This window comes from Dapis hubbardiae BLCC-M172 (assembly GCF_050016015.1).
Classification (GTDB): domain Bacteria; phylum Cyanobacteriota; class Cyanobacteriia; order Cyanobacteriales; family Microcoleaceae; genus Trichodesmium.
Map to the genome: position 1 here is coordinate 44,860 of NZ_JBNHEQ010000064.1, position 14,460 is coordinate 59,319.

Annotated in this window: 13 protein-coding genes; 9 read left to right on the forward strand and 4 right to left on the reverse strand. The window is 35.1% G+C overall.

The window, feature by feature from the left end; all coding sequences use genetic code 11:
* The first annotated feature begins 105 nt into the window (after positions 1 to 105).
* Complete coding sequence (locus ACP6PK_RS06450) at positions 106 to 1,365, forward strand: serine hydrolase (protein ID WP_426558763.1); 1,260 nt, start codon at positions 106 to 108, stop codon at positions 1,363 to 1,365.
* A gap of 418 nt (positions 1,366 to 1,783) precedes the next feature.
* On the opposite strand, the gene ACP6PK_RS06455 is transcribed toward ACP6PK_RS06450, so the two are convergent.
* Positions 1,784 to 3,244: a helix-turn-helix domain-containing protein gene (locus ACP6PK_RS06455; RefSeq protein WP_426558765.1), complete on the reverse strand. Its 1,461-nt coding sequence runs from the start codon at positions 3,242 to 3,244 to the stop codon at positions 1,784 to 1,786.
* A 409-nt stretch (positions 3,245 to 3,653) separates the two neighbouring features.
* Here ACP6PK_RS06455 and ACP6PK_RS06460 point away from each other — a divergent pair, with 409 nt between their 5' ends.
* Positions 3,654 to 4,130, forward strand: a complete 477-nt coding sequence (locus ACP6PK_RS06460) for a hypothetical protein (RefSeq protein WP_426558767.1) — start codon at positions 3,654 to 3,656, stop codon at positions 4,128 to 4,130.
* 390 nt (positions 4,131 to 4,520) lie between these two features.
* Here the strand turns inward: ACP6PK_RS06460 and ACP6PK_RS06465 are convergent, their stop codons facing one another.
* Positions 4,521 to 5,498, reverse strand: coding sequence for a glycosyltransferase family 2 protein (locus tag ACP6PK_RS06465; protein WP_426558769.1), 978 nt, complete (start codon positions 5,496 to 5,498; stop codon positions 4,521 to 4,523).
* Between the two features lie 476 nt (positions 5,499 to 5,974).
* On the opposite strand from ACP6PK_RS06465, the gene ACP6PK_RS06470 reads away from it, so the two are divergent.
* On the forward strand, positions 5,975 to 6,598 hold the full coding sequence (locus ACP6PK_RS06470; protein WP_426558771.1) for a TenA family protein: 624 nt from the start codon (positions 5,975 to 5,977) through the stop codon (positions 6,596 to 6,598).
* Between the two features lie 311 nt (positions 6,599 to 6,909).
* Here ACP6PK_RS06470 and ACP6PK_RS06475 read toward each other — a convergent pair whose 3' ends face one another.
* Complete coding sequence (locus ACP6PK_RS06475; protein WP_094674109.1) at positions 6,910 to 8,214, reverse strand: pentapeptide repeat-containing protein; 1,305 nt, start codon at positions 8,212 to 8,214, stop codon at positions 6,910 to 6,912.
* A 724-nt stretch (positions 8,215 to 8,938) separates the two neighbouring features.
* Between ACP6PK_RS06475 and def the strand changes: the two genes are divergently transcribed.
* The 4 genes from def (at position 8,939) to ACP6PK_RS06495 (ending at position 12,206) form a co-directional block, all read left to right on the forward strand.
* Positions 8,939 to 9,502 (forward strand): peptide deformylase, encoded by a 564-nt coding sequence (gene def, locus ACP6PK_RS06480; protein WP_094674107.1) that lies wholly within the window; start codon positions 8,939 to 8,941, stop codon positions 9,500 to 9,502.
* A 101-nt stretch (positions 9,503 to 9,603) separates the two neighbouring features.
* Complete coding sequence (locus ACP6PK_RS06485; RefSeq protein ID WP_094674105.1) at positions 9,604 to 9,804, forward strand: hypothetical protein; 201 nt, start codon at positions 9,604 to 9,606, stop codon at positions 9,802 to 9,804.
* A gap of 792 nt (positions 9,805 to 10,596) precedes the next feature.
* On the forward strand, positions 10,597 to 11,973 hold the full coding sequence (locus ACP6PK_RS06490) for a PrsW family glutamic-type intramembrane protease (RefSeq protein ID WP_426558774.1): 1,377 nt from the start codon (positions 10,597 to 10,599) through the stop codon (positions 11,971 to 11,973).
* A 101-nt stretch (positions 11,974 to 12,074) separates the two neighbouring features.
* A complete protein-coding gene (locus tag ACP6PK_RS06495; RefSeq protein ID WP_426558776.1) occupies positions 12,075 to 12,206 on the forward strand; it encodes a hypothetical protein in 132 nt (43 codons plus the stop codon).
* Between the two features lie 40 nt (positions 12,207 to 12,246).
* Here ACP6PK_RS06495 and ACP6PK_RS06500 read toward each other — a convergent pair whose 3' ends face one another.
* Complete coding sequence (locus tag ACP6PK_RS06500; protein WP_426558778.1) at positions 12,247 to 12,642, reverse strand: NUDIX domain-containing protein; 396 nt, start codon at positions 12,640 to 12,642, stop codon at positions 12,247 to 12,249.
* Between the two features lie 444 nt (positions 12,643 to 13,086).
* Between ACP6PK_RS06500 and ACP6PK_RS06505 the strand changes: the two genes are divergently transcribed.
* Both ACP6PK_RS06505 and ACP6PK_RS06510 read left to right on the forward strand, forming a co-directional pair.
* Complete coding sequence (locus ACP6PK_RS06505; protein WP_426558780.1) at positions 13,087 to 13,347, forward strand: hypothetical protein; 261 nt, start codon at positions 13,087 to 13,089, stop codon at positions 13,345 to 13,347.
* 299 nt (positions 13,348 to 13,646) lie between these two features.
* Positions 13,647 to 13,763 (forward strand): PEP-CTERM sorting domain-containing protein, encoded by a 117-nt coding sequence (locus ACP6PK_RS06510; RefSeq protein WP_426558782.1) that lies wholly within the window; start codon positions 13,647 to 13,649, stop codon positions 13,761 to 13,763.
* Positions 13,764 to 14,460 lie beyond the last annotated feature (697 nt).

A 14,460-nucleotide genomic window follows, 5' to 3' on the forward strand; every position in this document is an offset into this window, starting at 1 on the left:
TTTAAATCAATTTCCTGACTATAGTTGAAAATTCAATACTATTTATAGTAGAGTCCTGAAAAGCAATAAAATTATTATCACTTATATTTCTGAGATACTACTCAAATGCACGCAGAAAAGCTACCACCCCAGAGATTTAGTCGTCGAGTTCGTCCATCATATCGGGTAGTCAAGCAACGGCCAGTTAAAGTCCGTCGGCCAGTTAAAACTAAAAATATAAAGGTAATATTATCACAGTTAAAATATAAAAATATACTTATTCTAATTGCTGTATTAATGACAGTAAGTTGGGTTATTACTCTACCTTTTAGGGGTCGCCCAGTTTCAGAAACACCTCTACCTACTCCTGAATCTTCTGTATCAGAGACCCTCGTACCACCATACATCCCCCCTGTTCCTGAACAAACTCCAGAAGATTTAGGATTTGCCTACAATGTTCGTAGACAACCATACCAACGTTATAGTCCACAGTTACAAGAAATAGTTGATGAATTGGTTAATATTGCTGAAGAAAAAGGGCTACCTACAGGGGCTTTATCTATTAGTTTGATAGATGTTAGTAACCAAGATATTCACACATTTGCTGGATATCAAGGTCAAGTTTTGAGATATCCTGCTAGTGTGTCTAAATTATTTTGGATGGCTGCATTTTATGGGGCAGTTGAACAAGGTTTAATTGATGATGAATCTAAGTTTCATCAAGATTTAAGATTGATGATGCAGAAGTCTCATAATGATTCTGCTAGTAAAATTTTGGATGCAATTACTAATACTAAATCAGGAGTTAAATTGGAAGGAGAAAAATTAAATACTTGGCTAGAAGAAAGAAAATCAGTCAACGAATTTTTTCAGAAAGCAGGTTATCAACGTTTAATAGTTAGTACAAAAAATTATCCTAGATATTCTCCTAGTCAAGCAGGCCCGGTTGGTCGCGATCGGCAATTACGCAAGGAAAATGGTAAGTTTCTGCGAAATTTGATTTCAACTGACCATGCTAGCAGGTTAATGTATGAAATCTATACCAGGCAGGCAGTTTCACGGAAGTATAGTACGAGAATGGCTTATTTGTTAACTAGAGATTTAAAACCGGAAGCATGGCAGAATGATCCCTACAATGGAGTTAAAGGTTTTCTTGGCGAGTCTCTACCTGCTAATATTTATTTTGGTTCTAAAGTTGGTTTCACTTCTAAACATCGTATGGATGTGGCGTTTGTCAGAACTTTGGATGATAAAGCTATCTATATTTTGGCAATTTTTGCCGAAGATGCTGCTTATGCTCAAGATGAGGAGATATTCCCTAAACTTTCTCGTCATGTTTACGATCGCATGATGGGGATGGGGAATAGTTCATTAATTGATAATTGATAATGGATAATTAATAATTAATAATTAATAATTAATAATTGATAATTGATAATTACTTCTTCTGTAATAGAAGGATTGCCTAAAAGGAATTTTTTTCTTTTTTCTCTTGAAATAGAAGCTTTATACCTTTATTTTTCAGTAAGAGTTTGGGGAGGGTGGGGAGTGTTGGGAGATCGAATCTTGGGGGATAAACAATTCTTAGCAAGGGAGCAAGATGCTCCCACTGTTCCGTTTGGTTTTTTTTCATTCGTTTTCAGGAAAAGTTGAAGAGGTTTATTTTTTATTATAGCCAAAACTGGCGTTGGCGGAGCCTAGCGGCAGCTATATCGCCATTTAATGCTCTTGAAGAGGAAACTGTAATTTTATCCGACACATTAATCAACCAAATTACTAAAACAAATTTAGAATGATCTCTAGACTAATTAGAAATTTTATCTAGCATTTTTACATATTCTCTAATTACAGGCGATACTGTAAATAGTGTCAATTCTTCTTGTGTAATTTTTTCTATTAATGAGCGTCTTCCTAATAATTGAATTGTCTGAAATAAGTCGGGTGGTGATAGTGGTAATTTTTCTAAAATTTCTGTAACTGTGACTGGTTTATCTATCTGACTTAACTGGGATATTACCTGTTTTTCTAATAAGGATAATCTTTGAAAATTTCGGTCTAATTTGGTAATAATTTCATCGCCTAAAAATAGGCTATTGTATGCTAAATAATCTCTGACTTTGCCATTGAATATTTCTTGAATCATGCGGCATACTGTTTTTAAGTAGTAAGGGTTGCCTCGATAGGTATTGATTAATTCTTGCCAGTTTTCTTCATCGGATAAATTTTGTGATTGAAAAATTTCTCTTGCTGTTTCCCCAATGCCATTTAATGACATTATTCTCACGGGAGTTTTCAAATCTGTTAAGTTGATTATTTCTAATGGTGATTCCCAACTATTGAATATTAAACAGCTTTGATGAGGGAGTTCGCCAATATTTTGAAAAAATTGACTGTAGTTTTGAAATTGATTTTGATAATTTCCCGAAAATTTGTTTTCTGCTAAGATTGCCTGTAGGTTATCTAAAATGATTAAACACCGATAATTGCGCAAATATTCATAAAATATTGATAATAATGTTTCTAGGTCTAAATCTAAGAGTAATTTTTTTTCTGTTATTTCGGATATGGAGAAGTTAATATCAATTTGATTTGATAATGATAAGACTAATTGCGCGACTAATGTTGATAAAGTGGGAGCATGATATAGATTTTTCCAAATAATATAGTCGAAATTATCTTGTATTTTTTCTAGCAGATGTCGTGATAATGTGGTTTTGCCGATACCACTTATTCCTAATATTCCAATTAACCGACTGTTTTCTTGTAATATCCAATTTTCTAAGGTCGATATTTCTTTAATTCGACCGTAAATTTTCCCTATTTCGGGAGCTTCTCTAATATTTTTATTGGGTAAGGTTGTAATTTTGTCTTCTGATTTTTTGTTTGCCGAGCTGTTTCTCTTTTTGCCATTTGTTTGATTTTCTGAAGAGGTGAGGCGATCGCTACATAAACTTAAATTATTCGTAACTCCTAAATTAGCAAAATTAGAGACTGTTGAATGAACAGAAAATTGTAATCTTTCTAGAGCGGAACAAAAATTTGATTTATTAATATCTTCACCGGATAAATTTGATAATATCTTCCATAAATCAGAAGCTTTATCTCTGATGTAACCTTCACTACAGGGAATCTTTTCGGCTATATCAGCATACTTTTTTCCTTGAAAAACTCCTTCAATAATAGTTTTTTGTAAGTCATCCAAGTGTTTTTCCGTATGATTAAAAACCAGGCGATCAGCAAGTTTTAAAACATCTTGAATATCCATACTTTTAATAATTAATAATTAACAATTAATAACTAAGTAGGTAGGCGCAAATAAACTTCACTATTTAACGAAATATTGATACAGTCGAAACCCCTGAGATTGCTTCCTTCCACTCCGTTCCAGTCGCAATGACGTACTTGTAAATTTTCCCACCCACCTCACCTACTTACATCTCCTTAAAATCAGAAAATTCACTAACTTAATTATTTGGATAAACTTTAATATGACATTTTCTGACTTTTTCAGACATTAAATTCAGGACATTTTCCGACTGACAAAATGTTAATGGTCAAAATAATATAAATATTAGCAGTTCAAACCAATTTTTTAGCTTTAGTCAGTTGTTCTATCTGTATTTTTACTGATGAAAAAAAGTTAAAAATTATGGATTAGTTTCTAGAGCAAATCAATGAATAGAAAAGCCAGAATTTTATTAATTGGTACAGTATTAGCCATCAGTGGAATTGTCATTAAAGGAACTGGAAATGCTAATGCTAACTTACCAGAAAACCTTTCTACCCAGACTAATTATACAAGTATTAGTTCGGAGTTAACTAACATTGATAGTATAGCACAGTATGGAGGTAGTCCTTGGGGTCAAGTAGTAAATTCCAAAACTTACACAAATCCTGATACTGGACAAAAACTTTGTTTTTATTCATCATCACGTTGGGCACCATGTCCTGGTCAAGGAGATAAAATTATTATATCTCCTAAAGGGAAATGTTGGGGGGGAGAATCAACAGAGGATTATATGAACGGTTGTCCAGCAGCAGTATGTGCTTATCATAAGGTTAGAAGCAGGGCAAACGAAATTGCTGCTGATCATTACGGGAATACTAATACTGTGAAGAGTTCTGCACCTCCCTGCAATGGTTTACCATAATTAGCAAATATTTTATTCAACGTCAAAATATTTAAGACTGAGTTTTCCTAGAGATTTTAGTATTAAGAAATAATTCTATCAACTTGCCTTTCCCTAACAGTTAATATCTAGTAGGGAGAGGCGAGTTTTAGTCTTTATTTGTGAGTAGGAAATACCTCGAATGTAGGGACTTTACATAGAAAGTCTAAGTGTTTACAAAAATGTCTATCTAATCTCTGCTTATTTGTTAATTGAACCTCTACCTGAAACTTCATTGACCTAACTATTCTTGCTACAGTATATTCCATCCAATATATTTTTCTAAAATTATAATGCTCACCATAGTTTTGTAGGTTGGGTTGAGTAACCACGAAACCCAACATTAATTTTTTGAATAGTTGCCTACTTTTTTTAATCCCTATCCTCAAATCCTACAACTTCAGATAAAGTATAAAGGGGTCTACCTTTTACTTCTTCATAAATACGTCCTATATATTCTCCTAATATTCCAATACTTACTAATTGCACCGCCCCTAAAAAGAAGATTGCCATCATAATTGTTGCTAAACCTGTTAATGGTGAATCGGGATAAAAAATCCGCCAATATAATACTAAACAAGCCATTAATAAAGCTACGCAAGCAGCAAATAATCCTACATAAGTAGACAGTCGTAAAGGTACTTTAGAAAAAGATACTAAACCATTAATTGCTAAGGCTAAAGATTTTGCAAAAGTATATTGAATATCTCCTGCAAAACGAGGTTCTCTTTCAAATTTTATTGCCGTTTGTGGAAAACCTACCCATGCTCTTAAACCCCTAATATAACGATTAGTTTCTGGCATTTTATTCAACACATCTACTACAGCTCTATCCATCAAACAAAAGTCACCAGTATCAATAGGAATTTCCACATCTGCTAAATGTCTTAAAATGCGATAATAAACAAAAGCAGGCAACTTTTTTAACCAACTTTCTTGATGTCTTTTTGTGCGTTGAGCATAGACAACTTGATAACCTTGTCGCCACTTTTCTATTAAGTCGGGAATTAATTCTGGCGGATCTTGTAAATCTCCATCTAAGACTACAATAACTTCTCCTCTAGCAAAATTTAAACCAGCAGTAACAGCAACTTGATGTCCGAAATTACGAGCAAAACTTAAATAACAAATTCGAGAGTCTTGTTGATGCAATTCTCGGAGAATTTGGAGAGAGCGATCGCGACTACCATCGTTAATCAATATTAGTTCTACATCTCCATCCATTCTATTCATTATTGTACTGATGCGTCGATATAATTCTGGGAGATTTTTCTCTTCATTATAAATAGGAATTACTAAAGAATATTTCATTTGGGGATGATTAATTGTAATATTGTGGTAGACTGACATATCTAAGATTGTGTGTTACATCATGTCCGGTTGAATAGTTATAAATAAAAAGGGAGGAGTCAGGAGTCGTAGGGGCGTTTTCCTGACGGAATGCTCCGCAAACATGTCGCTCCGCGAAACGGCCGTTAGCTTCGCATAACTATCGTTAACGCCCGTACAGGAGTCAGGAGGGAAGAGGGGAGAAAAAAAGTATATGCATGAGAAAGTTTTTTGGTCGCGCACCTCGGAACGGAGTTCTATCACGCTCTTATCCGGACATGATAATCATTGGGGGGCGGGTTTATCTAATTTTAGGTTTAGCTTCGTTAATTTAACGGGGAAACCCGCCCCTACTATTGCACTATTTAAGGTGTGTCAGTCTAGTAGGTTGGGTTCAGCGCCAGCACAACCCAACGGATGTCTAGAAAAAAACTTAGAGATGTTGGGTTGAATAACGAAACCCAACTTACATTTTTCTCTATTCTATGAAAAATATTATGATATCAAATAATCTATGGAAAACTAATCAACATTTAGCAACAGCTTGTTTATCTCATCCTTTTGTACAAGGAATTGCTGACGGTACGTTGCCTCAGAAAAGTTTTGCCTATTATGTGGGGCAAGATGCTTTTTTCCTGAGAGCATTTGCCCGTGCTTACAGTATTGCTGCTGCTAAGTCTCCTGAATGGAAAACATTTGAATTGTTTCATACTCTTGCAGGTGGGGTGAAAGAGGAATTAGAATTGCATCAAAGCTATGCTGCTAAATGGGGAGTAAATTTAGAAAATATTACTCCTGGGTTTGCTACACGGCGTTACACAGATTTTTTATTAGCGACTGCTTGGGGTAATAATATTGGGGCGATCGCTACAGCAATGACACCTTGTATGCGACTCTATGCTTTTTTAGGGCAACAGTTAGCTACACCGGAAATCCCAGAGCATCAATATTCTGATTGGATTTGTACTTACAGCAGTCAGGAATTTGAACACTTAGCGCAAAAGTTAGAGAAAGTGATAAACAGTTACGCAGACAATATTCAAGAAGTAGAATCAATTTACTGTTATGCTATGCTCTGCGAACGAGATTTTTTTGAAGCAGCTTGGGAAATCAGAATTTAGAATTGAGAATTCTGAATTGAGAATTCTGAATTTAGAAGTTACAGCGGTTTTCATTTCGCTAGACTACAGTAAGCATTAACCATGATTAGTCAGTACATTGTTTTGGTTGTAACGTGAAATCATCAATCTGAAAAGCGCTGTAAATTAACTGCGACTATACTTGACAGTACCCATACTCCCCCTCTCCCGTACGGACGTTGCATGCAACGTCCCTACCCCTACTCCCCCTCTCCCGTACGGACGTTGCATGCAACGTCCCTACCCCTACTCCCCTACTCCCTCTCTCCCCTACTCCCCAAGCTCCCGAAAATCTAACGCCCCAATTTATTTGGAATACCTTCACAACCACCTGGTATAGTTTTTCTACTTTTTTTCCCACACCAAGCACAACAATAATAAAGTTGTTCATCAGACAACCGCTTGACTCCTGTAAAGTTAACATTTTCCACAACTGCACCAGTGTAAACACCAGTCTGATAGTTAGGTACATTAGTACGACTGCGGGGAGTAGCATTTTCAGCAGTGCCATAAAAAAATCTTACTCCCCTTAAGTCAGCACCTACCAAACTTGCTTCATATAAAATAGTACGAGAAAAATTCGCTTTTACCAGATCGCAACCGTCAAGATTAGCTCTTACCAGATTAGCATCACTTAATTCTGTCCACCGCAAATCTGTTTTTGTCAGGTCAGCACCTGCTAACATTACTCCTAAATCAATAACACGAATACCATATTCTCTATCTTCAGCATAACCCCCTTGACCATCAAGTATGGGGCGACCTAATAATCTATCGCGCTTAATGGGTGTCACCAGTCTAGACTGGGATAAAAATCTGAGAATTTTCGCTTTACCTTCTCCATCTACACTTTTGATAATAGCTGCTGTACGACCTTCAGCGATCGCTCGTTCCTGTGGCCAATCTTCTAAGAAACCTTTTTCATCCATTGCTAGATCGGAAACCCCTTGAAAGTAAGCATCAATGGTTTGTTGTTGAGTTATGCGGTTTTGCTGAATTGTCAAATCTTTGGAAATAACGTATTGTCGCCAAGCTACATATACCGCAATAATTGCAATTAAAATTTGACCTAATGCACCAATAAGTTCACCTACCGCTCCAATGGCATCCCAGTTAATCTGGATATTCCGACTACCAGGTTCTTGGTTTGCTCCACTTAACATCAGTAAACCTACAATAGCTGACAGGATACCAAAGCAGGCAATGATTAGGTTACGCCAAACTGGGGGAATCATAGTTTTCCAGACTTTACCCCAACTAGGCCAAATCATCCGGACTGAAGCTACCATTGCTACAACCGCACTGGTATAACCAAGCAGCACATTATCCATGGCTAACCCTAGAATCATCAATGCGATCGCTACTAGGGTGACAATGGATGCTAATCTATTTCTTGGCCCTTCATATTTTTGATTGTCCACTAAAGCATTATTTGTGGCAGAGGCGGGAAGCATTTGTTCTATTTCATTGTCTATGAGGTTTAACTGCTCTATTGCTGTTTTTACAGGAGTAATTGCTTCCTGGGTACCGTTGGGACTTTTTAATGTAGGGCTGGAATTGGGATTATTAGCTGGAGAGGAGTTAGAGTCATTATTCATAGCATTTCTGATTTTTGCTTTTTTGAAATATAATGGTGGGGACTTGGAAACCAAGTACAGACAGGTTTTTATGAGGTATGTAAAAATTTTTTGCCATGATTATGGCAAGAAGTTAGAGCAATAATATGTCAGGCTAAGTTTAGCTAGAGATTAGGATTTGTATCAATTAAATTGGGACTAAGCCTGTCCAGAAATAAAAGCTAGAAAATATTAGGTTAATCTAGAAGTAAGGCCAAATTAAATAATATATTATACTTGACTAATTAATTTAGGGATTTTGGACGCAGTAGATAGTTGGGCATAAATATAGCAATTGTCATTGGTGTTATGACATTTTCAAATGCCAAAACGTAGTCACAGCAATAATTTTACTTTTAACTTCTAACTTCTAACTTTAGCTATATATATTGATAATAAAATCAGGACTTATGCACGCAAACCTAGAAATAGGGTTTTTCGTAGATTTCTATTGTTCAAACCAAAGATTTATCCTAGTAACTGGGTTGATTGAGGTAAGTCCCAAGGATTTAAGGACAAGGTACGAGATTTGAGGATTTATTTTTTTCTGTTCCCTTGTCAATCCGATGTTCTAATTAATTAATTGATAGTCAGTCTAACTGTTCATGGGCAGAAACCTAATATTTTCTATTAAAATAGAGCAAGAGGTAGGAAAAATACCTATAAATAAATTAAAGATGTAGCGATTTTGGTAAGTTAAGACTCTATGAATTCTGAAATTATAGTTAATAAGGAAAAATTAAACAAATCACCTCTAGAAATACATTATCTGGGCGATCGCTCTTTACGCCAGTCAGCCAAGCGAGTTGCTAAGGTAGATGATGATATTAGGCAACTGGTGCGAGAAATGCTCCAAACTATGTATACTGCTGATGGTATTGGTTTGGCTGCACCACAGGTTGCTGTCCAAAAACAGGTTATTGTGATTGACTGTGAGCCAGATAATTCTGCTACCCCTCCTCTAGTTTTGATTAATCCTAGAATTAAAAGGTATGGTAGTGATATTTGTCTTTTCCAAGAGGGATGTCTGAGTATTCCTGGGGTTTATTTGGATGTTAAACGTCCTTCAATTATTGAAGTTGCCTACAAAGACGAAAATGGTCGCCCTAAAACTCTTCAGGCTAAAGAATTATTATCTAGGGCAATTCAGCATGAAATGGATCATCTTCATGGAGTGCTTTTTGTAGACCGAGTAGAAAATAAGTTGGCACTTAATGAAGAATTGGCCAAGCATAAGTTCTCTCCTAAAGCTGTTAAGTCTGTTGCTTGAGTCTGATGGAAACTAATATCTAGGGGCTGGAAAACTCAGCCCTGATTTTTTTCATATCACGAAAAACAAAAAAAGTCAATAAATTCTTGGAAATAAAAAATATGGTAGGAACTCCTAAGTCAGGTTTGTTTTTGGGTGGGTCTTGTATAGCAGCGATCGCGGCAGTTGGCTCTGTTTTTGAGTTATCTTCTGGGGAACCAGAATTAGGAGGTTTAGTAACAGGGGTAATTCTAAGTTTGAGTATACCTCTTGCAGCTTTACTTTTTTATTTAGCAATTCAAGATGCTAAAGCAAATCAGTAAAAATTCAACAATGAATAATTTTTAATTGATAATTACTCATTGATAATTATTGCTCTGCTGATTAAATATAAAAGTATTTACGGAGAAAGGTTTTAGCCTTTTTAGGTCTAGAACAAAGTACCTAGTTTTCGGCTATTTATGCACGGTTCCCGAAAAATCAAAAAGGAGCGCATTTTGGGCAAATAGTTGAGCAAAAAAATTACTCCGGTAGGGGCAATTAATGTTTGCGGAGCATTCCGTAGGAAATCGCCCCTACTCCCCGACTCCTTAAAAAATACATACTTTTTCAGCAAACCTTAATTAGACTTAGGCGTGAAAAATATATAGATTTTTTCCCATAGGAGGGAACAGGAAACACTTAACTGGGAATAGGTAAAATATTTTTCCGAAAAAGGGAGGAAAAAATATTTTTTTATGGTGAATTTTTCTTTCTTTAGCTAATATAATTAAAAGGTTTATTTATTTTTCGGAGATGTCTATTGTATTGGCAAAAAAATCAGGTTTCAAGTCTTACCTTTTAAGGAAATGAAAAAAATAAACTTTAGTTTTTCCAGCTTTTGGTTTCAGCAGTCGATGCTGATAACTGATGTAGTTAAACTTCGCGTTTGCGGAGCATTCCGGAAAGGAAAGTGTCACTACTAACTCATAACTAGACCTCTGGCAAAAGTTTTAATTAAATCAATTCAAAGATATAGAATCAACTATTTCATCCCCCCTATTCCCTATTCTCTATTCCCTATTCCCTATTCCCTAGTCCCTGACTTTTGAAATAACTACCAAGTATCTGAAAAAATGGCATTTTTGCGACAACTGTCTACAAGAAGGCTATGTGAGAAACAACTCATAAAGAAGTACCTATCTGAGACAGAAGAGGTAATGCTAGGACGCGATCCAACTTGTCACATTGTCCTAGAGACAAAAATGTATAGGATGGTTTCTCGCCGTCATGCACTAATTCGTCTTCATACTGAACAAACTGGAACTAATGGTTTAAGATGGGAGATTTTTGACCTAAATAGTGTGAATGGTACTTATATTAATGGAGAGAAACTAGAAGAATGTCAAATTTTACAAGTGGGCGATCGTATTCGTCTAGGTTCTAATGGACCAGAATTTATATTCGATAACTTATCCCACCAACAATCAACCGCATCAGTATCACCACAAGTAAACTTTACTCCACCTCCTGTAAGTTCTGTTAGTAATGTTAATGTGGGAGTTGAAGATGTTGAAGATACTGATTCTATTACTTTAACACAGTTATTTCCAATTGCTTCTACAGGAAAACAATTGGCTAAAAAGGCTTATCTTTATCCTGGTATTATCACTGTAATTTTTGTGGTTTTAATGTTTTTAACAGTTGGTAATGCGGGAGCTTTTAATTTATTTTTGGCGACTTATATTGCTAGTGCAGCTTATTATTTTGTTTATCGACTTTGTGGGAAAAAAAAGCCTTGGTGGGTATTATTTGGAGCTGCTTTAACAACTGTTTTAATTTTATTGAGTCCTATTCTTACAGTTTTTATTGGGGTATTTCGGATTATACTTCCTGGGGATATATCAGTAAATCCTCAGCAAGTTGGTTTTTTCAATTTCCTAATCAGGATGTTTTTTGGAGCGGGATTAATGGAGGAGTTGCTCAAAGCATTGCCTGTGTTTTTAGCATTATTAATGGGTCGTAATTTACATTCCTCTTGGCGCAATAAAATTGGTGTTTGGGAACCTTTAGATGGAATTTTATTAGGAACAGCTTCAGCATTAGGATTTACTTTATTGGAAACTCTGGGGCAATATGTTCCAAGTATTGTGGATAGTGCTAGTTTACAATTAGGAGTAGATGCAAGTGAATTGGTAGGATTACAATTGTTAATTCCAAGAATTTTAGGTTCAGTTGCCGGTCACATGGCTTATAGTGGTTATTTTGGTTATTTTATTGGCTTAAGTGTGTTAAGACGTCGTAATAGTTGGTTGATTTTAGGAGTTGGTTATTTTACTGCTTCTATTCTTCATGCTTTATGGAATGCTTCTGGGGTTTTAAATATATTTCTTTTGGCGTTTGTGGGTGTGGTTTCTTATGCTTTTTTAGGAGCTGCTATTTTAAAAGCTAGAGTTCTTTCTCCGACGAGAAATGAAAATTTTGCGACTCAGGCTATTATTAATAATGAATAATTAATAATTGATAATTGATAATTTATAATGAATAATTTATAATTTATTTAGGGCTTACTGGTTAAATATCAAAGCATTTACAGGTAAAGGTTGGAGCCTTTTTGGGTCTAGAAAAAGTACCTATTTTTCAGCTCTTTATGCACGGTTCCCGAAAAATCAAAAAGTTAGCATTTATGGCGCATCGTTGGGCAAAAAAAATTACTCCCCTACTCCCCCGCTCCTCTACTCGTTAAAAAAAGACTTTTTCAGCAGACCCTATTTACTCAACTGGTGTCATAATATCTGGGAAAAAAAATCATTCAAAATATAATTGCATTGGAAAGCAAGTTGATGTTTGTCTAATTCATCTTTACGAAAATAAGCTAAACGCTGACCTTCATTAAGTTTAGTTTGCGTTAAGTCTAAATCTATTTGTTTCCAGAAAATATAATGTTCTCTGTCATAAATATTGTACTTTTGAAAGAAGTTAATATTTCCTAATTCAATTTCTATTTCTTCTCTTATTTCTCTACGAATACATTCTTCTGGAGACTCATCATTTTCTAAAAATCCTCCTAATAAATTCCAAGTATTAGGAAATGGAATATAATTTTTATCATCCCTCAGCACGAGCAAAATTTGCTTATTACTATTAAATAAAATAATTACAGAACCTTGTATCTTGTTCATATTTTTCTCCTAATTAAAAAAATGATAACTCTGTAGGGACGTTGCATACAACTTCTCTACTTTGTGGTCTGCTAATTATGAAAAGAGCTGTAATTATAACTATTTAATTAAACACTCTATTATAGCATCCTGATAATTAATTTAGCTGTCGAAGTTCGACAATGTTAAAAAATACTTTTGTCGATTTCAACTTAATTTATGCTGAATGTATTGCTATAACTGGTTTTTGAATTAGTTAATTAAGGTTGTCGATTTTCGACAACTTTTTTTATATTCATGCTTTATGATTTAAAAACACAAGACAAAAACAATTCTATAGATTTGGTTTGTTTCAGATATTCCTATTTCATATCAGCTAGTATTTTTCTCTTGATCAAATTTCACTACCTTACAAGCTGAAACGAACCTTCTATTTTCTAACTATATTTAACAGGAGTTAGTCTAATGAAAATTGGAACTACATTGAGTAAATTATTAACAATTACTGGAGGATTAATTGTTGTAGCTGGAGCTAGTGGAAGTGCTCATGCTAGTACAATGTTTTTTACTGATGTTAATGCTTTTGATGCCTTAACAAATACAACTTTAGTAGAAGACTTTGAGGCATTCTCACCAAAAGATCGTCGTCTTCCATCCTTTGTTAGTAATGGTAATACATATGCAGGTGTTGGTCGTAACAATGTATGGGTTTCTTCCCCTGGATAACGTAATTTTGGTGTTCCTGTAACTACTAGCAGCATACTAACTGCTACCGGTGGTGAAGATTTTACAGTAGAATTTGGTACACCTACGGAAGTAGTAGGATTTGATACTTATCTTATCTTAATGCTTTTGGTCCAGCAACAGTCAGCGTTTTTGGTACTACTGGTATTCTTGACACTTTTGTATTAAATCACGACCCAACAACTGTAGGATTTTTAGGAATACTTGCTAGTGAAGAAATTAGTTCTATTCGCTGGACTACTGTAAATGGAAGGAGTATTAATACAGGAATTGACAATATTGTGCAAGGTACAGAAATTGAGAGTGCATCAACGCCAGAACCTACTTCTGCACTGGGTTTAATTGCTTTGGGTGTTCTAGGTTTCGGTTCAGGTTTATTAAAGCAAAAATCACGGTAGTAAATTTTTGATGCTTAAGTTCCACTACTAATTACTAATAGTTAAGGTAGGGGTTTGGAGACTAAACCCCTACAGAAAATTAGCTGTATTAGACATAATGCTCTTTTATATATAGAACATTTGATATCTTTTAGATTAATTTTCCTTGGTACAAAATTCACTCTGAGCTGGAAAACTGTACCATTTTTAGTTGAATAAAAAATCATGTGTAGAGGCAAACGAATCCAGATAATTTTTGTGATATCATAAAATTTATCTGGATGCAACCGAAAATTCTTTGAGGCGCGATTTTTTTCGGGAGCTTCAGAGAATGCAAATATTGTTGGCTTTACCCCTACAGAAAACTAGCTATGTTTATACAATACTCTTTTGTACAACATTCGCTCTGAGGTGGAAAACTTTACTATTTTTAGTTGAATAAAAAGTCATGCGTAGGGGCGAACGACTCCATATAAATTTTATGATATCACAAAAATTGTCAGGATGCAACCGAAAATTCTTTGAGGCGCGATTTTTTTTGGAGCTTCAGAGAATGAAAATGTTGGTGGCTTTGCACTGAATAGCTATGGATGGCAAGATTTGATGAGGGAAAAACCAGTATTTGTGGAAAGCTCCACAAGATGAAAATATTTCTGGTTTTCCGACTATTACTCTATAGGCAACAGTTAATAACATTTGTTAAAGCACCCCAACACCA